General features: G+C 63.3%; 24 protein-coding genes. 19 read left to right on the forward strand and 5 right to left on the reverse strand.

Going from position 1 to position 24,639, the window contains the following annotated elements; all coding sequences use genetic code 11:
• Positions 1 to 65: 65 nt before the first annotated feature.
• From mobA to AABE10_RS08635, 3 genes are all read right to left on the reverse strand, one after another.
• Positions 66 to 680 (reverse strand): molybdenum cofactor guanylyltransferase MobA, encoded by a 615-nt coding sequence (mobA, locus tag AABE10_RS08625; protein WP_342932842.1) that lies wholly within the window; start codon positions 678 to 680, stop codon positions 66 to 68.
• 14 nt (positions 681 to 694) lie between these two features.
• On the reverse strand, positions 695 to 1,807 hold the full coding sequence (gene moaA / locus AABE10_RS08630) for a GTP 3',8-cyclase MoaA (protein ID WP_342932843.1): 1,113 nt from the start codon (positions 1,805 to 1,807) through the stop codon (positions 695 to 697).
• A 161-nt stretch (positions 1,808 to 1,968) separates the two neighbouring features.
• Positions 1,969 to 5,229 (reverse strand): Rne/Rng family ribonuclease, encoded by a 3,261-nt coding sequence (locus AABE10_RS08635; RefSeq protein ID WP_342932844.1) that lies wholly within the window; start codon positions 5,227 to 5,229, stop codon positions 1,969 to 1,971.
• Between the two features lie 763 nt (positions 5,230 to 5,992).
• On the opposite strand from AABE10_RS08635, the gene AABE10_RS08640 reads away from it, so the two are divergent.
• The 4 genes from AABE10_RS08640 to AABE10_RS08655 are packed head-to-tail and all read left to right on the forward strand — an operon-like array spanning position 5,993 to position 9,162.
• Positions 5,993 to 7,078 carry an RluA family pseudouridine synthase gene (locus AABE10_RS08640; protein ID WP_342932845.1) on the forward strand — a complete coding sequence of 362 codons (1,086 nt, stop codon included), beginning with the start codon at positions 5,993 to 5,995 and terminating at the stop codon, positions 7,076 to 7,078.
• Positions 7,059 to 7,718: an HAD-IA family hydrolase gene (locus AABE10_RS08645; protein ID WP_342932846.1), complete on the forward strand. Its 660-nt coding sequence runs from the start codon at positions 7,059 to 7,061 to the stop codon at positions 7,716 to 7,718. The genes AABE10_RS08640 and AABE10_RS08645 overlap by 20 nt, the downstream gene beginning before the upstream one ends.
• Positions 7,715 to 8,104, forward strand: coding sequence for a Rieske (2Fe-2S) protein (locus AABE10_RS08650; RefSeq protein ID WP_342932847.1), 390 nt, complete (start codon positions 7,715 to 7,717; stop codon positions 8,102 to 8,104). Before AABE10_RS08645 ends, AABE10_RS08650 begins: the two co-directional genes overlap by 4 nt.
• A gap of 44 nt (positions 8,105 to 8,148) precedes the next feature.
• Positions 8,149 to 9,162, forward strand: a complete 1,014-nt coding sequence (locus tag AABE10_RS08655) for a S49 family peptidase (protein ID WP_342932848.1) — start codon at positions 8,149 to 8,151, stop codon at positions 9,160 to 9,162.
• A gap of 47 nt (positions 9,163 to 9,209) precedes the next feature.
• On the opposite strand, the gene AABE10_RS08660 is transcribed toward AABE10_RS08655, so the two are convergent.
• Together AABE10_RS08660 and AABE10_RS08665 are read right to left on the reverse strand one after the other, a co-directional pair.
• Entirely contained in the window at positions 9,210 to 9,929 is a 720-nt protein-coding gene (locus tag AABE10_RS08660; protein ID WP_342932849.1) for an SAM-dependent methyltransferase, read from the reverse strand.
• Positions 9,926 to 10,543 (reverse strand): Maf-like protein, encoded by a 618-nt coding sequence (locus AABE10_RS08665; RefSeq protein WP_342932850.1) that lies wholly within the window; start codon positions 10,541 to 10,543, stop codon positions 9,926 to 9,928. The genes AABE10_RS08660 and AABE10_RS08665 overlap by 4 nt, the downstream gene beginning before the upstream one ends.
• A 237-nt stretch (positions 10,544 to 10,780) precedes the next feature.
• On the opposite strand from AABE10_RS08665, the gene AABE10_RS08670 reads away from it, so the two are divergent.
• The 15 genes from AABE10_RS08670 (at position 10,781) to lepA (ending at position 24,638) form a co-directional block, all read left to right on the forward strand.
• On the forward strand, positions 10,781 to 11,443 hold the full coding sequence (locus AABE10_RS08670; protein ID WP_342933090.1) for a DUF177 domain-containing protein: 663 nt from the start codon (positions 10,781 to 10,783) through the stop codon (positions 11,441 to 11,443).
• 114 nt (positions 11,444 to 11,557) lie between these two features.
• Entirely contained in the window at positions 11,558 to 11,737 is a 180-nt protein-coding gene (gene rpmF, locus AABE10_RS08675) for a 50S ribosomal protein L32 (RefSeq protein ID WP_007741736.1), read from the forward strand.
• Positions 11,738 to 11,898: 161 nt separating this feature from the next.
• Positions 11,899 to 13,029 (forward strand): phosphate acyltransferase PlsX, encoded by a 1,131-nt coding sequence (plsX, locus tag AABE10_RS08680; protein ID WP_342932851.1) that lies wholly within the window; start codon positions 11,899 to 11,901, stop codon positions 13,027 to 13,029.
• Positions 13,029 to 14,018 (forward strand): beta-ketoacyl-ACP synthase III, encoded by a 990-nt coding sequence (locus AABE10_RS08685; RefSeq protein ID WP_342932852.1) that lies wholly within the window; start codon positions 13,029 to 13,031, stop codon positions 14,016 to 14,018. Before plsX ends, AABE10_RS08685 begins: the two co-directional genes overlap by 1 nt.
• Positions 14,019 to 14,112: 94 nt before the next feature.
• Positions 14,113 to 15,045 (forward strand): ACP S-malonyltransferase, encoded by a 933-nt coding sequence (gene fabD / locus AABE10_RS08690; protein WP_342932853.1) that lies wholly within the window; start codon positions 14,113 to 14,115, stop codon positions 15,043 to 15,045.
• Between the two features lie 67 nt (positions 15,046 to 15,112).
• The gene (gene fabG, locus AABE10_RS08695; RefSeq protein WP_342932854.1) at positions 15,113 to 15,862 is read left to right on the forward strand and encodes a 3-oxoacyl-ACP reductase FabG; all 750 of its coding nucleotides are present in this window, start codon (positions 15,113 to 15,115) and stop codon (positions 15,860 to 15,862) included.
• A 148-nt stretch (positions 15,863 to 16,010) separates the two neighbouring features.
• Positions 16,011 to 16,250: an acyl carrier protein gene (gene acpP / locus AABE10_RS08700; protein WP_004197638.1), complete on the forward strand. Its 240-nt coding sequence runs from the start codon at positions 16,011 to 16,013 to the stop codon at positions 16,248 to 16,250.
• A 351-nt stretch (positions 16,251 to 16,601) separates the two neighbouring features.
• Complete coding sequence (fabF, locus tag AABE10_RS08705) at positions 16,602 to 17,840, forward strand: beta-ketoacyl-ACP synthase II (protein WP_342932855.1); 1,239 nt, start codon at positions 16,602 to 16,604, stop codon at positions 17,838 to 17,840.
• A 73-nt stretch (positions 17,841 to 17,913) separates the two neighbouring features.
• Entirely contained in the window at positions 17,914 to 18,345 is a 432-nt protein-coding gene (locus AABE10_RS08710; protein ID WP_342932856.1) for a protein YgfX, read from the forward strand.
• Between the two features lie 132 nt (positions 18,346 to 18,477).
• Positions 18,478 to 19,077: an RNA polymerase sigma factor RpoE gene (gene rpoE / locus AABE10_RS08715; RefSeq protein WP_012400242.1), complete on the forward strand. Its 600-nt coding sequence runs from the start codon at positions 18,478 to 18,480 to the stop codon at positions 19,075 to 19,077.
• A gap of 99 nt (positions 19,078 to 19,176) precedes the next feature.
• Positions 19,177 to 19,821, forward strand: a complete 645-nt coding sequence (locus AABE10_RS08720) for a sigma-E factor negative regulatory protein (RefSeq protein ID WP_342932857.1) — start codon at positions 19,177 to 19,179, stop codon at positions 19,819 to 19,821.
• A 4-nt stretch (positions 19,822 to 19,825) separates the two neighbouring features.
• On the forward strand, positions 19,826 to 20,866 hold the full coding sequence (locus tag AABE10_RS08725; RefSeq protein ID WP_342932858.1) for a MucB/RseB C-terminal domain-containing protein: 1,041 nt from the start codon (positions 19,826 to 19,828) through the stop codon (positions 20,864 to 20,866).
• 19 nt (positions 20,867 to 20,885) lie between these two features.
• Positions 20,886 to 22,394 (forward strand): DegQ family serine endoprotease, encoded by a 1,509-nt coding sequence (locus AABE10_RS08730; protein WP_342932859.1) that lies wholly within the window; start codon positions 20,886 to 20,888, stop codon positions 22,392 to 22,394.
• A 5-nt stretch (positions 22,395 to 22,399) separates the two neighbouring features.
• Complete coding sequence (locus AABE10_RS08735) at positions 22,400 to 22,657, forward strand: glutaredoxin family protein (RefSeq protein ID WP_342932860.1); 258 nt, start codon at positions 22,400 to 22,402, stop codon at positions 22,655 to 22,657.
• A gap of 187 nt (positions 22,658 to 22,844) precedes the next feature.
• Complete coding sequence (lepA, locus tag AABE10_RS08740) at positions 22,845 to 24,638, forward strand: translation elongation factor 4 (protein ID WP_342932861.1); 1,794 nt, start codon at positions 22,845 to 22,847, stop codon at positions 24,636 to 24,638.
• Position 24,639: the final 1 nt, after the last annotated feature.

Below are 24,639 nucleotides of genomic sequence, written 5' to 3' on the forward strand. Positions count from 1 at the left end.
GGGGAGCGTCGCGACGGGATGCGGTGCGGCGGCCGGGCGATCGCGGCAAATGACGGCAGAAACCCTCAACGTCGTTCGAGGTCGGCAAGTTCCTGCAATGAATTGATATTGTAAAACGTGCGCTCGTCCGGAAAGGCGACTTCGAGGGCCTTGTGGCGCGCGTACCACGTGCGGACCTTGCGCTCGCCCGCTTGCAGAAAGCCTTCGAGATCGTCGGCGAGCGACGTGCGCAGCAGCGCGAACACGGGATGGATCGACGTGTCGCCCTGGGTGTCCGTGGTCGCGACGGTGGCGATGTCGGCGTGTTGCGTGTCGAGCGCGGACGCGAGACGTTCGGCGAGATCGTCGGGCAAACCCGGCGTATCGCATGGCGCCGACAACACGAACGCTGTGCGCGCCGCGCGCAGACCCGCGAGCAGGCCGGCAAGCGGGCCGGGAAAATCGGGCAGCGTGTCGCCGATGACCTTCGCATGAAAGGGCGCGCCGAGCGCCTCGTAGCGCGGCATGTGGCGGTTCGCGCTGATCAGCAGCGGCCCCGTCTGCGGTGCGAGACGCCTCAGCACATGCAGCGCGAGCGGCTCACCGTGCAGCGTCTGCAAGCCCTTGTCGGCGCCGCCCATGCGCATGCCGCGTCCGCCCGCGAGCAGCAGGCCCGTAATGTCGTCCCTGGAAACCGTCATGAAAGTGCGCGGACTCAGCCGCCGATGTACGACATCTCGACGCGCCGTTCTTCCGCCGACGCCATCGATGCCGCACTCGCGCTGCCGCGCAGTTGCGAGTAGCGGTCGCCGCGCGCGTGCCAGACATTGGCGATGGCGGTCGCGATGCCTTCGTCGCTCGTGCCGTTGCGCACGAGTGCGCGCAGGTCGTGTCCCGACGACGCGAACAGGCACAGATACACCTTGCCTTCCGTCGAGAGCCGCGCGCGCGTGCACGTGCCGCAGAACGCGCGCGTCACGCTCGAGATCACGCCGATTTCGCCTGTGCCGTCCGAGTAGCCCCAGCGTTGCGCCGTTTCGGCCGCGCTATGCGGTTCGAGCGGCATCAGCGGGAAGTGCTCGCTGATCCGCGCGACGACTTCCGCCGACGGCAGCACTTCCGTCATGTTCCAGCCATTCGACGTGCCGACGTCCATGTATTCGATGAAGCGCAGCACGGCGCCCGAGCCTTTGAAGTGCCGGGCCATCGGCACGATCTCGCCGTCGTTCGTGCCGCGCTTGACGACCATGTTGATCTTCAGCGGCGTCAGCCCGACCGATTGCGCGACGTCGATGCCTTCGAGCACGTCGCGTACCGCGAAATCGGCATCGTTCATGCGGCGAAATAACGCATCGTCGAGCGCGTCGAGGCTGACGGTCACACGATTCAGGCCGGCGTCCTTCAGGCTGCGCGCCTTGCGCGCGAGCAGCGAACCGTTGGTGGTCAGCGTGAGATCGAGCGGTTTGCCTGCCGCCGTCGTCATGCGGGCGAGGCGCTCGATCAGAAATTCCAGGTTCTTGCGCAGCAGCGGCTCGCCACCCGTCAGGCGGATTTTTTCGACGCCATGCGCGACGAAAATCGCCGCGATGCGCTCGATTTCCTCGAACGTCAGCAGCGCGCTGTGCGGCAGGAACGGGTAGTCCTTGTTGAACACTGCGCGCGGCATGCAGTAGACGCACCGGAAGTTGCAGCGGTCCGTCACCGAGATGCGCAGATCGCGCAGCGGGCGCGACAGCGTGTCTGTCAATTCGCCGCGCGGCACGCGAGCGGGGCCGGCAACGTTCGGAACGGCACTGACATCGGCAACGGGAATGATGCGTCGGGACATGATGACGTTTCTGAAATATCAGTCTTCATTCTAGCGGAAGGCCCTATCGGTCACAGTAGGGCGAAACGCGCGGTGGCGGCGCGACGGGCAAGAAAAAGCCCGCCTTGGAGGCGGGCTTTTCGGGTGCCTGGCGTTGCCGCGCAGATGGGGTTAGCGATCGCTTACTGCGAATGCTTCACCGTTTCGACCTGCTGCATCGGCGTTGTGTCGGCGGGGGGCAGCGCCTTGCGCTCGCGCGGCACGCGCGTCGGCTTGACGGCTTGCGCGGCGGCTTCCTGGGCGGCGCGCAGCTTGTCGGAGTCGGTGTTGACCCAGACGAGGCCGGCGCTTTCCAGCATCGACTTCAACCCTTCGCCCGATAGGCCAGCCGATGCGGTTCCGTTCGTGCGGGCGCCGTGCGATTCGGCGGCCGTCGTCACAGGTGCGGCTTCTGCTGGCTGTGCCTCGGGTTGGGCCGCGTGCGCGACGGGCTCGGCGACCGGTTCGGCTTCCGGCTGAGCTGCAACGGGTGCTTCGACGACCGGCTCCGTTTCCGTAGCCGGCACGACGGGAGCAGCAGGCGTTGCTGCCACCGGCTCGGCTGCGACGGGCTCGGCTGCTGCAGGCGTGGCTGCTGCAGGCGTGGATGCCTCAGCGGACGGGACTGCCGGGGCCGTTTCAACCGGCGCCGGGGTTTCGACAGTGGGCTCGATAGGGGCTACGGGCGCAGCTTCGTGCGGCTCGATGGCCTGGGGCTCGGCGGACCCGGCTGCTTGCACTTCCGCTTCCGCCTGCGGCGCAGCGGCGGCGGGGGCTTCATCGGCGGGCACGACGGCTTCTGCCTTCGCGGCCTTTTCGACGGCGAGCGACGGCGTTTCGGCCGACGCATGCAGCTCGCTGACCACGGCTGCACCCGTCGCGACGGCTGCCACGACGACTTCGACCGGTTTCACGGTCTCTGCCGGTTCCTGCGCGGCGGGAGCCGTTGCTTGAGGCTGCGCTTCGTGACGGCCTGTGTGCTCCGGCGTGCGAACTGGCGCTTCCGCCGAAGCGGCTGCTGCCGCTTCGCCTTCCGCCTCGGCAACATCTGCCGCCGTGTTCACGTTCACGCCTTCCTCTTCGCGCTCGCGACGGCCACCGCGGCGACCGCGGCGGCGACGGCGACGCTCTTCGCCATCACGCGCTTCCTCGGCGGGGGCGGCGCCGCCCGTCAGGCTGGCTTGTGCCTGCGCGGCGACGTCGGCCTGGGATTCGTTCTGGTTCAGCGCTTCAGCGGCTTCCTGCTGCGGCTTGCGGCGCTCTCCGCGTTCCGGGCGCTCGCCACGTTCGCGGCGCTCCCCACGGTCCTGGCGCTCGCCACGCGCCGCGTTTTCGGCTGCTTCTGCGCGTTCTGCGCGCTCCTGACCGCGTTCGACGCGCTCCGGACGCGTCTCGCGTGCTTCGCGGCCTTCGCGCTGCTCGCGGCCGCCACGCGGTTCACGTGCTTCGCGCGGCTCGCGTTCCTCGCGACGCTGCGACGGCTGGCCCTGACGGCCTTGCGTTGCCGCGCCTTCGCCACGTGCTGAGTCGCGGCCGCCTGCGCCACCGCGACGGTTGCGGTTGCGGTCGCCGCCGCGCTCGCCCGTGCGCTCACCGCGCTCGGTACGTTCGGCGCGCGCCGGCTTCGCCGTCTTCTCGACGGGTGCGGGAGCCGGCGCAGGGGCGGCCGGCTGCATGCCGAACAGACCCTTCAGCCAGCCGATGAAGCCGCCCGTCGCGGGCTTCATCTCGGCCGGGGCAGGGGCTGCGGGAGCCGGCGTGCGGACGGGGGCGCTCGGCGCCGGCTTCTCCGGCGTGATGCCCTTGACCGCCGCTTCCTGCTTCGGCTTCACATCCTCGGCGCGCTTGCTGTAGCCCGTTTCCGATTCCAGTTCGCGCGCAGCTTCTTCGGCCATCTTCCACGAGGCGCGCGGATCGTCGAGGCGTGCATCGTCATGACGCAGACGCTCGAGCTTGTAATGCGGCGTGTCGAGGTGCTTGTTCGGCACCAGCACGACGTTGACCTTGAAGCGCGACTCGATCTTGTTGATCTCCGAGCGCTTTTCGTTGAGCAGGAAGGCCGTGACTTCGACGGGCACCTGGCAGTGGATCGCCGCGGTGTTTTCCTTCATCGCTTCTTCCTGAATGATCCGCAGCACTTGCAGCGCGGACGATTCGGTATCGCGGATGTGGCCCGTGCCGTTGCAGCGCGGGCAGGTCACGTGGCTGCCTTCCGACAGCGCCGGGCGCAGACGCTGGCGCGACAGTTCCATCAGGCCGAAGCGCGAGATCTTGCCCATCTGGACGCGCGCGCGGTCGTGCTTGAGCGCGTCCTTCAGACGCTGCTCGACTTCGCGCTGGCTCTTGGCCGACTCCATGTCGATGAAGTCGATCACGATCAGGCCGCCCAGATCGCGCAGACGCAGCTGGCGAGCGACTTCGTCGGCGGCTTCGAGGTTCGTGCGCGTGGCCGTTTCCTCGATGTCGGCGCCCTTGGTGGCGCGCGCCGAGTTCACGTCGATTGCGACCAGCGCTTCCGTGTGGTCGATCACGATCGCGCCGCCCGACGGCAGCGGCACCGTGCGCGAGTACGCTGTCTCGATCTGATGCTCGATCTGGAAACGCGAGAAAAGCGGCACGTCGTCGTGGTACCGCTTCACCTTGTTGACATTGTCCGGCATCACGATGTCCATGAAGGCGCGCGCCTGGTCGTGGATTTCCGTGGTGTCGATGAGAATTTCGCCGATATCCGGCTGGAAGTAGTCGCGAATCGCGCGGATGACGAGGCTCGATTCGAGATAGATCAGCATGGGCTGACCTTGCGTGCCGCTCTGCGACGCGGCTTCGATCGCGCGCCACAGCTGCATCAGGTAGTTAAGGTCCCACTGCAGCTCTTCGGCGCTGCGGCCGATGCCCGCCGTGCGCGCGATGATGCTCATGCCTTCCGGCAGTTGCAGCTGAGCCATCGTTTCGCGCAGTTCCTGGCGGTCGTCGCCTTCGATCCGGCGCGACACGCCGCCGCCGCGCGGATTGTTCGGCATCAGCACGAGGTAGCGGCCGGCGAGCGAGATGAACGTAGTGAGGGCAGCGCCCTTGTTGCCGCGTTCTTCTTTCTCAACCTGAACGATCAGTTCCTGGCCTTCCTTGAGGGCGTCCTGAATGCGCGCCGAGCGCATGTCGATGCCGTCGCGGAAATACTGGCGGGCGACTTCCTTGAACGGGAGAAAACCGTGGCGGTCTTCACCGTAGTTGACGAAGCAGGCTTCGAGCGACGGCTCGATGCGCGTCACGATCCCCTTGTAGATATTGCCTTTGCGCTGTTCGCGCCCGGCAGTTTCGATGTCGATGTCGATGAGTTTTTGCCCATCGACGATGGCGACGCGCAGTTCTTCCTGCTGCGTCGCATTGAACAACATGCGTTTCATTGAACGGCTCCAGAGCGGCTCTGCGTGTCCGAGCCGACGGCGCGCGGGATCGAATCCGGCCAGCCGACGGCAAGGGCAGCGGCATGCCGCGCCTTATTGTGTTTTCACAAGCACGCTGGAGCGGGAAAGATGGCGGGAGAATTGCCTTGAAAGGGCGCCGTCCGACGGAAACTGGACGCGCTGCCGCAGGGCACATGCGAACACGGCTTCAAATAATGGCCCGACACGCCGCGGGTCCTGGCAGCCGACTTGCATACGCCTTCGTCCACGTGCGCCGGCGCGCCAGCTGGGCGCGCGTCCGGACAACCGGTTCGAAGGCTGCGGTCTTGCCGCAGCGGGGAAGCTCGCTCACAACGCGCGCTGCGCCCGCTCGGGGTGTCTCGCCTCATTTTGACGTCGCCATGTCCCGCACTTTCTGCGGGACGCCTCGGGCGCACGCCGTATTTTCGCCACTGGCCGCTTCGCGCCAAGGGGACATTCAAGCCGTCCGCTGCCGAAGCTCGCCAGTCAAATTCTTTTTGACCAAAATTCCGTTACCGACGGAGCCGACAGTGACCGAACGTGCCTGTGGGCGCCGTCCCTGCCGTGTCGTGATCCGTGCGTGCAACTTGTTGCATCTCATTTTCAGGGCGAGCAACCAGCCCCCGGCACAAGTAAAATAGCGCTTTATAGCTTGCACCTGCACAATCCACCCGCGATTCGGTTTAATGCGCCGATCTTATATAGTCGGCCGCCGCAGACTGCTGGCCAAATTATATTCAGAATGAAAGAGTTAGGCAAAACATCCCAGAAATCGGTCGCGAACGCGGTCGCAAGCGATCAGGTGTCGATGATCGAAATCGACGACAGTGCGGCTGGCCAGCGTATCGACAACTTCTTGTTGCGCGTCTGTAAAGGCGTGCCGAAAAGCCATATTTATCGGATTCTGCGAAGCGGCGAAGTGCGCGTAAACAAGGGCCGGGTGGATGCGCAATACCGGCTCGCTCATGGAGATCTGGTGCGCGTGCCGCCCGTTCGCGTCGCGCGCGCCGACGAGCCGGCCGTGAACGCGCCTGTGCCGTCCGCGCATTTCGACATTCTGTATGAGGACGACCATCTGCTCGTCATCGACAAGCCGGCGGGCGTCGCTGTGCACGGCGGGAGCGGCGTCGCATTCGGCGTGATCGAGCAGTTGCGCGCCGCGCGCCCGCAGGCGAAGTTTCTGGAACTGGTGCATCGGCTGGATCGCGAGACGTCGGGCGTGCTGATGCTGGCGAAAAAGCGCGCGGCGCTCGTCAATCTGCACGAGCAGATCCGCGAAAACCGGATGGACAAGCGCTACTACGCGTGCGTGCACGGCGAATGGGCGAGCGACTGGGGGCGTCGGCGCGCGGTGAAGGAGCCGCTGCACAAATATCTGCTGCCCGATGGCGAGCGGCGCGTGCGCGTGCAGCCGGACGGCTTGCCATCGCACACTATTTTCAACCTCGTCGACCGTTGGCCCGGCTATGCGTTGCTGGAGGCGGAGCTGAAAACGGGGCGGACGCATCAGATTCGTGTGCATCTGGCGCATCTGGGGCTGCCGATCGTCGGCGACGCCAAATACGGCGATTTCGCGCTGAACAAGGCGCTCGCGCGCGCCAACGCGCAGCCCGGACTGAAGCGCATGTTCCTGCACGCGTACCGGCTGAAGCTGACGCACCCGGCCTCCGGCGACACGCTGCAGTTCGATGCGCCCTTGCCGGCCGACTGCCGGCGCTTCATCGAGCAGCTTGCTGAAATGGGCGCGCAACAGGGCAAAGCGCAGGACGACGCGCAGCGCGGACAACCACAAAACGAGACGGGAACGCATGGCCAGGCAGCAATTTGATCTGATCGTCTTCGATTGGGACGGCACATTGATGGATTCGACCGTCCACATCACCCGCAGCATCCAGGCCGCGTGCCGCGACCTCGGTCTGCCCGTACCCACCGACGAAGCCGCGAGCTTCGTGATCGGCCTCGGCTTGCGCGACGCGCTGCAGATCGCGGCGCCGACGCTCGATCCGTCCGACTATCCGCGCCTCGCCGAGCGCTACCGTTTGCACTATCTGGTGAAGGATCAGACGACGGAACTGTTCACCGGTGTGCGCGAAATGCTGGCCGATCTGCGCGGTCAGGGCTATCTGCTCGCGATCGCGACGGGCAAAAGCCGCGTCGGGCTCAATCGTGCGCTGGATCAGGTCCGACTCACGAGCCTGTTCGACGGCACGCGCTGCGCCGATGAGACGTTCTCGAAGCCCCATCCCGCGATGCTGCACGAGTTGACGCGTGAACTGGGGCAGGATCCCGTGCGCACGGTGATGATCGGCGATACTACGCACGATCTGCAGATGGCCATCAATGCGGGCGTTTCGGGCATTGGTGTCACATACGGCGCACATCCCGCCGATTCGCTGGCGGCGCTCGAACCGAAATACGTCGCGGACAGCGTCGCTTCGCTGTCAGGCTGGCTGCGGGAGCATGCATGACGGACGCCGTGCTGAAGCCCGTGCGCATATGCGCATCAGAGGAACTCGTCGACGGCGGCACGGGTATTCGCCGCAACGCGACCTGCGCGGATGGTGACGCCGTCGTCTTCTTCATTCGCTATGACGGTGTCGCGTATGGCTATCTAAACCGCTGCGCACACGTGCCGATGGAGTTGGACTGGAGCGAGGGGCAGTTCTTCGAATCGTCCGGTTTATACTTGATGTGCGCTACGCATGGCGCGATTTACGCGCCGGATACGGGCAAATGCGTCGGCGGTCCATGCCGCGGCGGCAGGCTTCGCCCGGTGCAGGTCGACGAACGCGACACGCCCGAAGGCCGCGCCGTGTTCTGGCTCCCGGACGGCGATCTGCTTCCCGCATCCTGATTTCCAGGCTTCATTCCCAAACCCGTTCTATCTGGCGGCGACGCATGTCCGACAATCTCACTCCCGATCCCCAGGAATCGGCTGCTCCAGGCCGCGAATCCCGTCGCGGCGCGGCCGCCGACCAGCTGAACTGGGAGCGCGGCGCGCTCGAGCGGGTTGCGCTCGCCGCAATCAAGGAGCAGCGCGCGGCCCGCCGCTGGCGCATCTTCTTCAGGTTCATGTTCCTCGGCGTGCTGGTGCTCATCGGATTGGCGATCTTCGATTTCAGCGGCGAGAAGGTCGCGACTAGCGGTCGGCATACAGCGCTCATCACGCTTGATGGCGAGATCGCCGCAGATACGAACGCGAACGCAGAAGATATCGATACGGCGCTGGAAAGCGCCTTCGATGACGCCGGCACTGCCGGCGTCGTCCTTCGTTGCAACAGTCCGGGCGGCAGTCCTGTGCAAGCGGGCATTATCTACCGCGATATTCGTCGGTTGCGCGCCAAATATCCGTCTGTCCCGCTGTATGTAGTCGTCGGCGACATGTGTGCGTCGGGCGGCTACTATGCTGCGGCCGCCGCCGACAAGATCTATGTCGACAAGGCGAGCATCGTCGGCTCGATCGGCGTACTGATGGACGGCTTCGGTTTTACGGGGCTGATGGACAAGCTGGGCATTCAGCGCAGGATGCGCACATCCGGCGAGAACAAGGGCTTTTTCGATCCGTTCTCTCCCGATACGCCGAAGATGGACGAACATGCGCAAGCGATGCTCGATCAGATCCACGCGCAGTTCATCGACGCAGTGAAGCAGGGTCGCGGCAACCGGCTGAAAGACAGCCCAGATATCTTCTCCGGCCTCTTCTGGACGGGCGAAAAAAGCGTCGAACTGGGCCTCGCGGACGGCTTCGGCGACACCGATTTCGTCGCGCGAGAAATCATCAAGGCGCCAGACGTAGTCGATTACACGGTGAAGGAAAGCATTACGGATCGCGTGGCGCGCAAGTTCGGCGCGGCGGTCGGCAGCGGCGCCGTGCGCGCGATGGCGACCATCGGAAAGTTGAATCTTCGATAGCGCGTCTGCAATGCGGCGGCCAGGAATCTGGCCGCCATTTTCCTAAGTCAGACCGCCAGAATCAGAAAGATCGCTGGGCGCTTATGCAGATCAGGCGCGGGCTTCTTCTTCCAGTCCGCGACTGTGCGGCTCATGATCGTTTCGCTTTGCAGTGTCAGATCGACGGCGACGCAGATGAGCGTCGACGGCGCGCAGGTTGCGATCAGCGAATCGAGCAGCGCGCGATTCCGATAAGGCGTTTCGATGAAAATCTGCGTTTGCTTCGCTTTGCGCGACTGCTGCTCCAGGTCTCGCAGGCGCTTCACGCGCTCGTTGGCGTCGACGGGCAGATAGCCGTGAAACGCAAAGCTCTGGCCGTTTAGTCCCGACGCCATCAACGCTAGCAGGATGGAACTCGGCCCCACGAACGGCACGACCTTGACGCCGCGCTCGTGCGCGCGCCGTACGAGCAGCGCGCCCGGATCGGCGACGGCCGGGCAACCCGCTTCGGACACCAATCCGGCGTCCGTTCCCGCCAAAACGGGCGCAAGAAGCTTGTCGATCTCCCCGGCCGGCGTATTCACATTCAGTTCGCGGATCTCGATTTCCTGGATTGGCCGCTCCGTCCCGATTTTTTTCAGGAATGCGCGCGTCGTTTTCGCGTTTTCGCCTATGTAGTAGTGCAGAGCGGCGGCGCGGGCCCGAACGGGCGCGGGAAGGACGGCATCCAGCGCGGCGGCGTCGCCGTCGCCGAGCGTGTTCGGAATCAGATAGAGCACGCCGCTCATTGCGCCTCCAGCAGCGGATAGCCCGCGGCGAGCAGCATCCGCGTGAGCGCGATCAGCGGCAGGCCTATCAGCGCGGTCGGATCGTCGGATTCGATGGCTTCGAGGAGCGCAATGCCGAGTCCTTCGGCTTTCGCGCTGCCGGCGCAATCGTAGGGCGTTTCGGCGCACAAATATGCGTCGAGCGCGGCATCCGGCAGGTCACGAAAGCGTACGCGGGTAATCACGTCGGCGGCTTGTGCGGTGCCCGAGCGGCTGTCGAACAGGCAGAGCGCGCTATGAAACAGCACTTCGCGGCCTCGCATGGCTTGCAGTTGCGCCAGCGCTTTCTCATGCGAGCCGGGTTTGCCGATCTGGTGTCCGTCATAGGTCGCGACCTGGTCGGAGCCGATGATGAGCGCCGGCTCGCCGGCGGCGAGTGCGTTAGCGACCGCGTGCGCCTTGGCTTGCGCGAGGCGCAGCGCCGTCGCTTCCGGCGCTTCGCCTGCATGCGGCGTTTCGTCGATGGCAGGCACGACGACATCGAACGGAAGGCGCAGGCGCTCGAGCAACTCGCGGCGATACGGCGAACTCGACGCCAGAATCAGGCGGGGCGGGCGTTTGGGGAAATCCGGCATGCTGAAATGGAACCTCAATCTGAAGGCAAAACCGACTGCAAGAAGGCGGGCGCGAGCGCCTTCGCATGGGCGGTCTTAAGTGTTTGACTCGAAAAGACAAAACGGATATGATTTTGGGCTTTTCATCGGTATGCTTTGCCGTATGGCGCGCTACGCGGACTCAAATGTCGGTGTGGCGGCAGACAACAAGGCATGGCGATTCACCCGGCTGAAACCCTTGCCGACGCAGGAGCGCACATGACTCAACATCCTGGCAAACCTGCTGGTCTCGTCGACCCGCGCGAACTCGATTTGTTCGAATTTGCCCGAAGTGGACGTCAGGCCGCAGGTACCGTGCGCGTCTCGCAACTGCCGCGCATGTTAAACGAAGTCCCGGAGGAAGCGCCAGACCGCGATACCGCGTTCACCTGGCAAGCCGAAGGGGCGATGCAGCCGGAATTGCAGGGCGACGGCACCGAGGGTTCGCAGCCGTATATGAGGCTCGCGATTCACGGCGCCGCATGGCTCGAATGTCAGCGTTGCCTGTCTCCGTACGAGCAGGCGTTCAACGTCGATGCGACTTACCGGATCGTCAAAACCGAAGAGGAAGCTGAAGAGTTTCCTCTGGACGAGGATGAAGTCGATGTGATCGTTGGGTCACGCCAGTTCGATCTTGTCGACTTGATCGAAGAGGAATTGCTGCTTTCGTTGCCGCTCGTGCCGAAGCACGACGTCTGTCCCGAAGTGCACGAGAGCCTCGCCTCGGGCGCTAGCGGGCTGGAAGGCGAAGATGCCGTGAAGGTGGAAGGCGAAGATACCGCCAAGGGCGAAACCGGCGAGGGCGAAGAACCCAAGCGGCCAAATCCTTTCGCGGTGCTCGAAGGCCTGAAGTCGGGCGGGTCCGGCGGCAAGAAGCACTGAACAGTTGCATGGGAGCGCGATAGGGCGCGTCGGACGCGATGGTTTCAGCCACGCGGTCTATGGCGGTTGCCGTATCGGGCTGTGTTAGAATTCGGAAAATTTTCAGGAGTTATCATGGCAGTTCAACAAAACAAAAAGTCGCCGTCGAAGCGCGGTATGCATCGCTCGCACGATTTCCTCAACGCCGCGCCGCTGGCTGTTGAGCCGAGCACGGGTGAAGTGCATCTGCGTCACCACGTCAGCCCGAACGGCTACTACCGCGGCAAGAAAGTCGTCAAGACGAAGAACGACTAATCGCCCGGCATTGCGCGCAGTTGGGCTCATTTGGGATTTCCCATCCGGGCTTCAACGCGTTGGCGTTTCGCGTGGCGATCGACTCGCTTGACATTTTCCCGGTTCATCGAAAAGGCGGCATTCAACTGCCGCTTTTTTGTGCCTGAAATTCGTCGCATTCCATGACTGTAAAGCTCACGATAGATTGCATGGGAGGCGACCACGGGCCGTCCGTGACCGTTCCCGCTGCCGTCAACTTCGTTCGCTCGCATCCCGATGCGCATCTGATGCTCGTCGGCATCGAAAGCGCGATTCGAGCGCAGCTCAAAAAACTGAAGGCGGCAGACGATCCGGCACTCACGGTCGTACCCGCATCCGAGATCGTCGCAATGGACGATCCGGTTGAAGTCGCGCTTCGTAAGAAGAAAGACTCGTCGATGCGCGTTGCACTCAATCGCGTCAAGGAAGACGAGGCGCAGGCCTGTATCTCCGCCGGCAATACCGGCGCGCTGATGGCCGTTTCCCGCTATGTTCTTAAAACGCTCCCGGGCATCGAACGTCCGGCGATTGCGTTTGCGCTGCCCAATCCCACCGGCTACACGACCATGCTCGACCTCGGCGCGAACGTCGACTGCGAGCCGCAGCATCTGCTGCAGTTCGCCGAGATGGGCCATGCGCTGGTGTCGGCGGTGGAAGGCAAGGAGCGTCCGAGCATCGGGCTCCTGAATATCGGCGAAGAGGTCATCAAGGGCAACGACACCATCAAGCGCGCAGGAGAGCTTCTGCGCACCAGCACGCTCAACTTCCGCGGCAACGTGGAAGGCAACGATATCTACAAAGGCACCGTCGACGTGATCGTCTGCGATGGCTTCGTCGGTAACGTTGCGCTGAAGACGTCGGAAGGCCTCGCGCAGATGCTCTCGGACATCATCAAGGAAGAATTCGGCCGTTCGTGGATGACCAAGGTGATGGCCCTGCTCGCGCTGCCGGTACTGCTGCGTTTCAAGAAGCGCGTCGACCATCGGCAGTACAACGGCGCGGCGCTCCTCGGCCTGCGCGGACTCGTGATCAAGAGCCACGGTTCGGCCGACGCCTACGCGTTTGAGTGGGCAATCAAACGCGGGTATGATGCCGTCAAAAATGGCGTTCTGGAACGTCTTGCCCGCGCGATGGAGGAGAACGCGGGTTCACTCGAACAGGCGACGCGCGAAGCGGGCGGCGCGGGTTCCGCGAGCCAGATTGCGAGCCCGATCGCGGGTCCGATTTCTGGCCAGCCGGCCGAGCCCTACAGCGCACTATCCTCGAAGGCATAATGGCTCAATCCACTATCTACTCCCGCGTGCTGGGCACGGGCAGCTATCTGCCGCCCAATTGCGTTTCCAATCAGGATCTGGCTGACCGTCTCGCGAAGCAGGGCATCGAGACGAGCGACGAATGGATCGTGGCCCGCACGGGCATCCATGCGCGCCATTTCGCCGATCCCGATGTCACGACGAGCGAGCTGTCCCTGATCGCATCGCAACGCGCGATCGAAGCCGCTGACGTCGATCCGCAATCGATCGATCTCATCATCGTCGCCACGTCGACGCCGGACTTCGTGTTCCCGAGCACGGCCTGTTTGCTGCAGAAGAAGCTCGGCATCAAGAACAACGGCGCGGCGTTCGATGTGCAGGCAGTGTGCTCAGGTTTTGCCTATGCCGTTGCGACGGCTGACAGCTTCATTCGAAGCGGGCAACATCGTACTGCGCTGGTGGTCGGTGCTGAAACGTTCTCGCGCATCCTCGATTTCAACGACCGCACCACGTGCGTGCTGTTCGGCGATGGCGCGGGTGCCGTCGTGCTGCAGGCATCGGACGAGCCGGGAGTGCTGGCAAGCGCGCTGCATGCGGATGGCAGCCACTCGGACATTCTCTGCACGCCGGGCAACGTGCACGGCGGCATCGTGCAAGGCAGCGCGTTCCTGCACATGGATGGCCAGGCGGTGTTCAAGCTAGCCGTCAACGTGCTCGAAAAAGTCGCTATCGAAGCGCTGCAGAAGGCCGATCTCAAGCCCGAGCAGATCGACTGGCTGATTCCGCATCAGGCCAATATCCGCATCATGCAGAGCACGTGCCGCAAGCTTGGCCTGCCGCAGGAGCGGATGATCGTTACCGTGCACGAACATGGCAATACGTCGGCCGCGTCGATTCCGCTCGCGCTCGACGTCGCGGTTCGCGACGGACGCATCCAGCGCGGCCACAACGTGCTGATCGAAGGCGTGGGCGGCGGCTTTACGTGGGGCGCGTCGGTTATCCGCTTCTGACGAAGGCCGGGCGACCGTGCCTGCGCGCCGCTGGGAGCGGCTGCACGGGCTTGTGCACGCCACGCACAACTGAATTCATCGAATTGGGGACGATATGAAATTTGCGTTCGTTTTTCCGGGGCAGGGCTCGCAGTCGGTCGGCATGCTCAATGCATTCGCCGATCACGCGATCGTGCGTGAAACCCTCCAGGAAGCCTCCGACGCGCTCAACCAGGACCTCGGCAAGCTGATCGCCGAAGGCCCGGCTGAAGACCTGAATCTGACGACCAACACCCAACCCGTGATGCTGACGGCTGCCTACGCGATCTTTCGCGCGTGGCAGGCGGCAGGTGGTCCGACGCCCGCGATCGTCGCCGGCCACAGCCTCGGCGAATATACGGCGCTCGTCGCGGCCGGCGCGCTGAAATTCCGTGATGCCGTTCCGCTCGTGCGCTTCCGCGCGCAGGCGATGCAGAACGCAGTGCCCGTCGGTCAGGGCGGCATGGCCGCGATTCTCGGCCTCGATGACGACACGGTGCGTGAAGTGTGCAAGGAAGCATCGACGGCTGGCGTCGTCGAAGCGGTTAACTTCAATGCGCCCGCGCAGGTCGTGATCGCGGGCCACAAGGCCGCCGTCGAAAAGGCGTGCGAGGTTGCGAAAGCAAAGGGCGCGAAGCGCGCGCTGCCGTTGCCCGTGTCCGCGCCGTTCCATTCGTCGCTGCTCAAGCCTGCTTCGGATCAGCTCCGCGAGTATCTGGCGAGCGTCGACGTACAGGTGCCGTCGATTCCAGTCGTGAATAACGTCGATGTGGCCGTGGTCAACGAGCCGGCTGGCATCAAGGATGCACTGGTTCGTCAGGCGGCGGGCCCCGTGCGCTGGGTCGAATGCGTGCAGTCGATGGCGAAGCAGGGCGTCACGCACGTCGTCGAATGCGGTCCCGGCAAGGTGCTGGCGGGCCTGACCAGGCGTATCGACGGCAATCTGACCGGTGCGTCGATCGTCGATCCGGCAACGCTCGACGAAGTGCTGAAGCTCGTCACGGCCTGAACGTCTTCTCGCGAGGCGGCAACGAATCAAATCGCCCTGCGCTTGCAGGGCACTGCGGAATTGAATGATGGAAAAGACTCTCGATAAACAGATCGCGGTCGTGACGGGCGCTTCGCGTGGCATCGGCCGCGCAATCGCCCTCGAACTCGCGCGTCACGGCGCGATGGTGGTCGGCACGGCAACGAGCGAAAGCGGAGCGAATGCGATCACGGAAGCGTTCAAGGCCGAAGATCTGAACGGCCGCGGCGCCGTGCTGAACGTGAACGATGCCGCAGCGGCGGAAGCGCTGATCGAAGGCACTGTGAAGGAGTTCGGCGCGCTCAACGTACTGGTGAACAACGCGGGCATCACGCAAGACCAGCTTGCGATGCGTATGAAGGACGAAGACTGGGACGCCGTGATCGACACGAACCTCAAATCCGTGTTTCGTCTGTCGCGCGCCGTCTTGCGCCCGATGATGAAGGCGCGTGGCGGCCGGATCATCAACATCACGTCGGTGGTCGGCTCGGCGGGCAATCCCGGCCAGGCGAACTACGCAGCCGCGAAAGCGGGCGTCGCGGGCATGACGCGTGCGCTTGCGCGTGAAATCGGCAGCCGCGGCATCACCGTGAATTGCGTCGCACCGGGTTTCATCGATACCGACATGACGAAGACGCTCCCCGAGGAGCAGCAGACGGCACTGAAGGCGCAGATTCCGCTTGGCCGTCTCGGCAGCCCGGAAGACATCGCACACGCTGTAACGTTCCTTGCATCGCCGCAGGCCGGTTATATCACCGGCACGACGTTGCACGTGAACGGCGGCATGTATATGTCGTAATCAAATTCGGTTACTATCCGCGCCTTGATGCAATTCAAAGTGCCGATAGGACGGCTTTACAGCAACCTTGTGCGTCGCTTTTTTACAGATGCAAACCTGATAAAATGCGCGCACTTGTATTTATGAACTTTTTTCCCTTGGAGGGGTAATGGACAATATCGAACAGCGCGTCAAGAAGATCGTTGCAGAGCAACTCGGCGTTGCCGAAGCGGAAATCAAGAACGAAGCATCGTTCGTGAACGACCTCGGCGCTGACTCGCTCGACACGGTTGAACTGGTGATGGCTCTCGAAGACGAATTCGGCATGGAAATTCCGGATGAAGAAGCCGAGAAGATCACGACGGTTCAGCAGGCGATCGACTACGCTCGCGCTAACGTCAAGGCCTAAGGTCATTCGCGCCCGCCTGGTTGCCTCGGCTGCTGCGAACGTCGCAGCGCCCGCTGTAGCGGCCGCCCTGTCGCGCCGCGGGGCGGTGCAAGCAGGGCAGGCGCCGACATCCATGCGCATGCGCGCTATCCTGACGGCGCCGTTCAAGGCGCTCTGGCCGATGCAGCGACGGTCGGCTTTTTCGTCATTGCGCTTACTGATGCAGTTTCTGGTGCTTGCGCCACTGTATCGGTCAGCGCATTCGTCAGCGCGCAGGTCAGCGTTCGTCAGGTTAACAGCCACAGGGTTCACGGGGCGCTCTCCTGTGGGTACTGTGGCTTTTGTTTTGTCATCTATGGAAAAGGGGTTACCGTGAGCCGTCGTCGTGTTGTTGTTACAGGCCTGGGGCTTATTTCGCCTGTTGGCAATAATGTTGCCGACGGCTGGGCCAATCTGGTCGCAGGCAAGTCCGGCATCGCCAACATCACGAAGTTCGACGCGTCGAACTTCTCCACCCGCTTCGCCGGCGAAGTGAAGGGCTTCAATGTCGAGGACTACATTCCCGGCAAGGAAGCGCGCCATATGGATACGTTCATCCATTACGGCGTGGCGGCCGGCATCCAGGCGATGCAGGATAGCGGCCTCGAGATCACCGAAGCGAATTCGGAGCGCGTTGGCGTAGTGGTCGGCTCGGGCATCGGCGGCTTGCCGATGATCGAAGTCACGCAGACGGAACTGCTGAACCGCGGCCCGCGCCGTATTTCGCCGTTCTTCGTGCCCGCGTCGATCATCAACATGATCTCGGGCCATCTGTCGATCAAATACGGCCTGAAGGGCCCGAACCTGGCGATGGTGACGGCTTGCACGACGGGTCTGCACTGCATCGGCGAGGCATCGCGCCTGATCGAATACGGCGACGCCGACGTGATGATCGCGGGCGGCGCGGAATCGACGGTTTCGCCGCTCGGGATCGGCGGCTTCGCGGCCGCGCGCGCACTGTCGCAGCGTAACGACGATCCGGCGACGGCGAGCCGTCCGTGGGACAAGGACCGCGACGGCTTCGTGCTCGGCGAAGGCGCGGGTGTCATGGTGCTCGAAGAATACGAGCACGCGAAGGCTCGCGGCGCGAAGATCTACGCCGAAGTCAGCGGCTACGGCATGAGCGGCGACGCGTACCACATGACGGCACCGCTCGAAGACGGCGACGGCGCGCGCCGCTGCATGATCGCGGCGATGAAGAACGCCGGCGTGAACCCCGATTCGGTGAACTACCTGAACGCGCACGGCACGTCGACGCCCCTGGGCGACCTCGCGGAAACGACGGGCATCAAGCGCGCATTCGGTGATCACGCGAAAAGCATCGTCGTGAACTCGACGAAGTCGATGACGGGTCACCTGCTGGGCGGCGCTGGCGGTCTGGAATCGGTGTTCACGGTACTTGCCGTGCATCACCAGGTGTCGCCGCCGACCATCAACATCTTCAACCAGGATCCGGAATGCGATCTCGACTACTGCGCGAACACGGCGCGGGAGATGAAGATCGACGTCGCGCTGAAGAACTCGTTCGGGTTCGGCGGCACGAACGGCACGCTGGTTTTCAAGCGCGCCTGAGCATTTGACGGCAGCATCGTCGTCGCCGGCTCGTCCGGCAAATGCTCCCGCGGCGGACGCTCCCCGTCTCGCATTGAACGGCGGACCCTCGCAGCGCGTCGCGCTGCGGCGGTCCGCCGCGCTGTATCTGGCGACGGCGCTGTTCATCGTCGTCGGCGTTGCCGCCGTCTGGGCGACTGTCGTGCCCCGTTTCGGCATCGTCCCGGCCGTGCTGACGGGTGCGGCTGTTTTCGCCATTCTCGCGCTCGCAGCCGTCCGTCATGCCCGCAACGAGCCGTACGCATTTAAAATCGGGCCGGATGGAATGTCGGTCTGGAGCCGGATGGGAATATTGCGCGCTCAGGGCCGTATCGTTGGATGCAGCCAATGGAGCGACTGTCTTCTGATGCTGTCGCTGGAAGACGAGGGCGGCAAATTACTCAGGCTTCTGATCGCGGCCGACATGCTCGAGCACGATCTTTTTCGCGAGCTTGCCGTGCTCGCGCGGCGCAGCGCGCACGTTTGAGTGACCCGCCAGCCTTTGCTCCGCGCCTTGACTGTAAAGACTGTAACCGCTGTTACGCGTGTAACTTGCCATCTTGAAGGGGAAGCTACAATGGTGCCCCGCTACACGCGCAAAAGTTAACGGATTTATCAGGTGAGCGAAAAAGAAATAGATCAGGTGCTGGTTGAACGCGTCCAGAATGGCGACAAGGCCGCGTTCGAGCTCCTGGTCTCGAAGTACCACCGCAAGATCATCCGGCTGATCTCGCGCCTCGTGCGGGATCCCGCCGAGGTCGAGGACGTGGCCCAGGATGCCTTCATCAAGGCATACCGGGCGCTGCCCCAATTCCGCGGCGAGTCCGCGTTCTATACGTGGTTGTACCGGATTGCCGTCAACACGGCCAAGAATTACCTTGCGACCCAGGGCCGCCGCGCGCCCACTTCGACCGAAGCGGACGCAGAAGAGGCTGAAACTTTCTCGGATGCCGACCAACTAAGGGATATCAACACGCCCGAGTCGATGTTGATGAGCAAACAGATCGCAGAGACGGTCAATGCTGCGATGGCGGTTTTACCGGAAGAGCTGCGCACCGCCATAACTCTTCGTGAAATTGAAGGTCTGAGCTACGAGGAAATCGCTGAAATGATGGGGTGCCCGATCGGCACCGTCAGGTCGAGAATTTTCCGCGCTCGCGAAGCCATTGCGGCAAAATTGCGTCCGCTGCTTGACACACCCGAGGGCAAGCGCTGGTAACGGCTGTTGGACACAGCAGCTACCCTGCCTCGCGGACGGCGGCGCAGTATCTGGGTTAAGTGGTGTCACTACGGGGTGTCTGTAAAGATGGGGAGCATCATGGGGTCGGTTTCGATGCCAATGCAAACAAATGCGCAAGCAAGCTCGCATCGCGAGCGTCTGTCTGCTTTCGTCGATGGGGAACTGGTCGACGGCGAGCATCCGAACACAATTCTTGCCGCACTGGACCATGAAGGTCGTGCGACATGGTCGTGCTATCACCTGATCGGCGACGCGCTGCGTTCGGACGATCTGGCTGTCAGTCCGGCCGCAAGCAGCGCGTTCATGAGCGGCTTCGCGGCCCGCTTCGAAAGCGAGGCCCATGTGCTGGCGCCTGCTTCGATCCCGGTCGCGCGCCGCCTGTTGTCGTTGCGCCGACGCGTGATTCCGGCGTTTGCCGTCGCTGCGGCTGCCGCCACGCTCACGTGGATCGTGATGCCGCAACTGCAGGGCGTGAACACGGCGGGCTCCGGCGACACGCAGGTCGCATCGGTCGCGCCGCATTCGGAATCGATGCAGCGCGTGGCGATGGCCTCGATGCCGGCTGCGACCACCACACAGGCAAACGCCCAGGACGGCAACATCATCCGCGACGCGAACCTCGATCAATATCTGGAAGCGCATCAGCAGTTCGGCCTGCAGCCTGTCGTGTCGGGCTCTATGCCGTTGCTCCGCGCGGCCTCCCTGACGACGCAGGGCCAATAGTCTGATGCAGAGTCTGCGGTTGAAAAAAACGACTATCTGGGGGCGGCTGCCGGCATTCCTGTTCTGTGCAGCCGTGATGTTGTCCGCAACGTCGCGCACGTTTGCGCAAACGGACGATTCCGCCGCCCGGCACAGCGCGGCGGAAATGTTGAACCGGATTCATCAGGCCGCCCAGCAGCAGAACTACGAGGGCGCATTCGTTTATCAGCGCGGCAATTTCGTTCAGTCCTCGCGCATTTCACACTACGCGACGCACAGCGACGGCGAGTTCGAATCGCTCGAAAGCCTCGACGGCAAGCCTCGCAAGATGCTGCGTCATAACGACGAGCTGTACACATTTGTACCGGAGCGGCATCTGTGCGTCGTCGAAAAGCGGCAAAACAAGGATTCGTTCCCGGCGCTCCTGTCGGCAAGCGGCGATCAGGTGCTGACCGTCTATGAGCCGAAGATGCTGGGCACGGACCGCGTCGCCGGTATCGACAGCCAGGTGATCGAACTCGATCCGAAGGATGCCAACCGCTTCGCCTACAAGCTGTGGGCCGACACGAAGACAGGCTTGCTGCTGCGCGCGCAGACGCTCGATCCCAGTGGCCAGGTGCTCGAGCAGATGTCGTTTTCGCAGATTCGCATCGGCGTTCCGGCGGATAAAGGGCCCATCGCGAGCGGCATCAGGAACACGGCCGGCTGGACAGTGGTGCGGCCGCCCGTCGAGCCCGTCGATATGGAAGCGCAGGGCTGGCAGGTCGCGTCGCCCGTCGCGGGCTTCCACAAGATCCGCGAGCTGCGCCGGCCGATGGCAGCGGCTGATCCGTCGAATCCGCCTATCCCCGTCGATCAGATGGTGTTTTCGGATGGTCTCGCGGCGCTGTCGATCTTCGTCGAGCCGGTCGAAAAAAGCACGCGCAAGGAAGGGGCGGGAAACAGCGGCGCAACGCACGTACTGGTCAAGCGGCGCGGCGATTTCTGGATCACATTGCTTGGGGAAGTGCCTCAGGCCACGTTGCAGCAATTTGCGGCTGCCATAGAATACAAGCCTTCCCGGTAATCCTTCGGTTCGCTACGACATGACGACTCTTTCGGTGCGCAAATTCTTCGCGGCCGCAGTGCTGGTGGCTTGTCTGCCGTTCATGCCGCACACGGCATCGGCGGCACCCGCTGCCAATCTGCCCGATTTCACCGATCTGGTCGACAAGGTCGGGCCGGCCGTCGTCAACATCCGCACGACGGCAAAGGTCTCCAATTCGGCGCGTGGCTTGCCGCCCGGCATGGACGACGGCGACATGTCGGAGTTTTTCCGGCGTTTCTTTGGCATTCCGATGCCTAATTCGCCACAATCGCCGGGCTCCCCGAATTCGCCGAATCCGCCGCGCGGTGGCAACAACGACCAGGACCAGTCGCCGGATAGCGGCGGTGATACCGAGCAGAACAGCGGCGTCGGCTCGGGCTTCATCCTGTCGCAGGATGGCTACGTGATGACGAATGCGCACGTGATCGACGACGCCGACACGATCTACGTCACGCTCACCGACAAGCGTGAATTCAAGGCAAAGCTAATCGGCGTCGACGACCGCACGGACGTGGCCGTCGTGAAGATCAACGCGTCGAATCTGCCGACGGTGCCGATCGGCGATTCGAACAAAGTGCGCGTCGGCGAATGGGTTGTCGCGATCGGCTCTCCGTTCGGCCTCGAAAACACGGTGACGGCGGGCATCGTCAGCGCGAAGGGCCGTGACACGGGGGACTATCTGCCGTTCATCCAGACGGACGTGGCCGTGAACCCGGGCAATTCGGGCGGTCCGCTGATCAACATGCAAGGCGAAGTGATCGGCATCAACTCGCAGATCTACAGCCGCACGGGCGGGTTCATGGGCATTTCGTTCGCGATTCCGATCGACGAAGCGATGCGCGTGGCCGATCAGCTGAAGACTTCGGGCAAGGTCGTGCGCGGACGCATTGCCGTCGCGATCGGCGAAGTGACGAAGGACGTGGCCGATTCGCTCGGTCTGCCGAAGGCACAGGGCGCGCTCGTCAGCAGCGTCGAGCCGGGTGGTCCCGCGGACAAGGCCGGCGTGCAGCCGGGTGACATCATCCTGAAGTTCAACGGTCATAACGTCGACACCGCGACGGACCTGCCGCGCATGGTCGGCGATACGAAGCCGGGCACGAAGGCGACAATCACGGTTTGGCGCAAGGGTCAGACGCGCGACGTGCCCGTGACGGTCGCCGAAATGCAGCCGGACAAGACCGCGAAGGCCGAGCAGAAGAAGCCGCCCACGCCGAAGCCGCGCGCGTCGAATGCGCTGGGCGTTGCCGTCAGCGACATCCCTGCCGATCAGTTGAAGTCGCTCAAGCTGCGCAACGGCGTGCAGGTCGACGCTGTCGACGGCCCGGCGGCGCGCGTCGGATTGCAGCGTGGCGATCTCATCCTGCGCGTCGGCGATACGGATATTACGAGCGCGAAGCAGTTCGAAGAAGTAACCGCGCATCTCGATTCGTCGAAAATGGTCGCGCTGCTGGTCCGTCGCGGCGACAACACGCAGTTCGTGCCGATCCGTCCGCGCGCGGCGAAGTAACCGGCGTGGCATCGCTTACGCTTTACGGACGCGCGTGGTGCCACCTCTGCGACGACATGCGCGCGGCGCTCGAGCCGTTGCTGGCCGAGTTCGGCGCGCAGGTCGACGTGATCGACATCGACGCCGATCCGTCGCTGGAAGCGCGGTACAACGACTGGATGCCCGTGCTGGTTCATGAGGGCGTTGAACTGTGTCACTACCATCTCGACGAAGCGAGAGTGCGCGCGGCGCTAGCCGGTCATCGCGCTACGCCGGCATGCTGAACGCGATCGCCGCGAGCGGCCAGCAGATGAGGCCGCGACAGCCGGCCAGAGAGCACGAATGACTCCCGCCGACCGCAAGACGCGCCCGTCGACACCCTTTTCGGCTAAAATAGACAAGTTTTTCACCTACTTACAAGGCGTGCTCCGCAATCGTCCGAGCGCGCCTTTTTCGCTTGATCGGCACTGAATGGATCATATTCGTAACTTTTCGATCATTGCGCACATCGACCATGGCAAGTCGACGCTCGCCGATCGCATCATCCAGATTTGCGGCGGTCTGTCGGATCGCGAAATGGAAGCACAGGTTCTCGACTCGATGGATCTCGAGCGCGAGCGCGGCATCACCATCAAGGCACAGACGGCCGCGCTGACGTATCGCGCGCGCGACGGCAAGCTGTACAACCTCAACATGATCGACACGCCGGGGCACGTCGACTTCTCGTACGAAGTCAGCCGTTCGCTGTCCGCGTGCGAAGGCGCGCTGCTGGTCGTCGACGCGAGCCAGGGCGTCGAGGCGCAGACGGTCGCGAACTGCTACACGGCAATCGAACTGGGCGTCGAAGTGGTGCCCGTGCTCAACAAGATCGATTTGCCCGCAGCGAATCCGGAAAACGCGATTGCCGAAATCGAGGACGTGATCGGCATCGACGCTACTGACGCCACGCCTTGCAGCGCGAAGACGGGCATGGGTGTCGAAGACGTGCTGGAAGCGCTGATTGCCAAGGTGCCGCCGCCGAAGGGCAACGCGGACGAACCGCTGCAGGCTCTCATCATCGATTCGTGGTTCGACAACTATGTCGGCGTCGTGATGCTGGTGCGTATCGTCAACGGCACGCTGCGTCCGAAGGAACGCATTCGCCTGATGGCGACGGGCGCCGAATATCCCGTCGAGCACGTCGGCGTGTTCACGCCGAAGTCGAAGAATCTCGAAGCGCTGTCGGCGGGGCAGGTGGGCTTCATCATTGCGGGCATCAAGGAACTGACGGCGGCGAAGGTCGGCGATACCGTCACGACCGTCAAGCATGCCGCGCCCGAGCCGCTGCCCGGCTTCAAGGAAGTAAAGCCGCAGGTGTTCGCCGGTCTCTATCCCGTCGAAGCGAACCAGTACGACGCGCTGCGAGAGTCGCTCGAAAAGCTGAAGCTCAATGACGCATCGCTGATGTACGAGCCGGAAGTGTCTCAGGCACTCGGCTTTGGCTTCCGGTGCGGCTTCCTCGGTCTGCTGCATATGGAGATCGTCCAGGAACGTCTCGAACGCGAGTTCGACATGGACCTGATCACTACGGCTCCGACCGTGGTGTATGAAGTCGTGCAGCGCGACGGCACGATCATGATGGTCGAGAACCCGGCGAAGATGCCGGACCCGTCGAAGATCGAAGAGGTGCGCGAGCCGATCGTCACCGTGAACCTGTACATGCCGCAAGACTACGTCGGCTCGGTGATCACGCTGTGTACGCAAAAGCGCGGCGTGCAGGTGAACATGCAGTACCACGGCCGCCAGGTTCAGCTGACGTACGAAATCCCGATGGGCGAAATCGTGCTGGACTTCTTCGATCGCCTGAAGTCGGTGTCGCGCGGTTATGCGTCGATGGACTATGAGTTCAAGGAGTATCGCGCGTCGGATGTCGTGAAGGTCGACATGCTGATCAACGGCGACAAGGTCGATGCACTATCGGTGATCGTCCACCGTTCGCAGAGCCAGTACCGTGGCCGCGAAGTGGCGGCGAAGATGCGCGAGATCATTCCGCGCCAGATGTACGACGTCGCGATTCAGGCTGCGATCGGCGCGCATATCATTGCGCGCGAAAACATCAAGGCGCTGCGTAAGAACGTTCTTGCCAAGTGTTATGGCGGCGACATTACGCGTAAGAAGAAGCTGTTGGAGAAACAGAAGGAAGGTAAGAAGCGGATGAAGCAGGTCGGCTCCGTAGAGATTCCGCAAGAGGCCTTCCTCGCAATTCTGCGCGTCGAAGACAAATAAG

The organism is Paraburkholderia diazotrophica (assembly GCF_038900755.1).
Lineage (GTDB): Bacteria > Pseudomonadota > Gammaproteobacteria > Burkholderiales > Burkholderiaceae > Paraburkholderia > Paraburkholderia diazotrophica_A.

Coding starts and splice junctions, on each gene's coding strand:
- mobA (WP_342932842.1), bottom strand. CDS start 680: ATGACGGTTTCCAGGGACGACATTACGGGCCTGCTGCTCGCGGGCGGA.
- moaA (WP_342932843.1), bottom strand. CDS start 1,807: ATGTCCCGACGCATCATTCCCGTTGCCGATGTCAGTGCCGTTCCGAAC.
- AABE10_RS08635 (WP_342932844.1), bottom strand. CDS start 5,229: ATGAAACGCATGTTGTTCAATGCGACGCAGCAGGAAGAACTGCGCGTC.
- AABE10_RS08640 (WP_342932845.1), top strand. CDS start 5,993: ATGAAAGAGTTAGGCAAAACATCCCAGAAATCGGTCGCGAACGCGGTC.
- AABE10_RS08645 (WP_342932846.1), top strand. CDS start 7,059: ATGGCCAGGCAGCAATTTGATCTGATCGTCTTCGATTGGGACGGCACA.
- AABE10_RS08650 (WP_342932847.1), top strand. CDS start 7,715: ATGACGGACGCCGTGCTGAAGCCCGTGCGCATATGCGCATCAGAGGAA.
- AABE10_RS08655 (WP_342932848.1), top strand. CDS start 8,149: ATGTCCGACAATCTCACTCCCGATCCCCAGGAATCGGCTGCTCCAGGC.
- AABE10_RS08660 (WP_342932849.1), bottom strand. CDS start 9,929: ATGAGCGGCGTGCTCTATCTGATTCCGAACACGCTCGGCGACGGCGAC.
- AABE10_RS08665 (WP_342932850.1), bottom strand. CDS start 10,543: ATGCCGGATTTCCCCAAACGCCCGCCCCGCCTGATTCTGGCGTCGAGT.
- AABE10_RS08670 (WP_342933090.1), top strand. CDS start 10,781: ATGACTCAACATCCTGGCAAACCTGCTGGTCTCGTCGACCCGCGCGAA.
- rpmF (WP_007741736.1), top strand. CDS start 11,558: ATGGCAGTTCAACAAAACAAAAAGTCGCCGTCGAAGCGCGGTATGCAT.
- plsX (WP_342932851.1), top strand. CDS start 11,899: ATGACTGTAAAGCTCACGATAGATTGCATGGGAGGCGACCACGGGCCG.
- AABE10_RS08685 (WP_342932852.1), top strand. CDS start 13,029: ATGGCTCAATCCACTATCTACTCCCGCGTGCTGGGCACGGGCAGCTAT.
- fabD (WP_342932853.1), top strand. CDS start 14,113: ATGAAATTTGCGTTCGTTTTTCCGGGGCAGGGCTCGCAGTCGGTCGGC.
- fabG (WP_342932854.1), top strand. CDS start 15,113: ATGGAAAAGACTCTCGATAAACAGATCGCGGTCGTGACGGGCGCTTCG.
- acpP (WP_004197638.1), top strand. CDS start 16,011: ATGGACAATATCGAACAGCGCGTCAAGAAGATCGTTGCAGAGCAACTC.
- AABE10_RS08720 (WP_342932857.1), top strand. CDS start 19,177: ATGGGGTCGGTTTCGATGCCAATGCAAACAAATGCGCAAGCAAGCTCG.
- AABE10_RS08725 (WP_342932858.1), top strand. CDS start 19,826: ATGCAGAGTCTGCGGTTGAAAAAAACGACTATCTGGGGGCGGCTGCCG.
- AABE10_RS08730 (WP_342932859.1), top strand. CDS start 20,886: ATGACGACTCTTTCGGTGCGCAAATTCTTCGCGGCCGCAGTGCTGGTG.
- lepA (WP_342932861.1), top strand. CDS start 22,845: ATGGATCATATTCGTAACTTTTCGATCATTGCGCACATCGACCATGGC.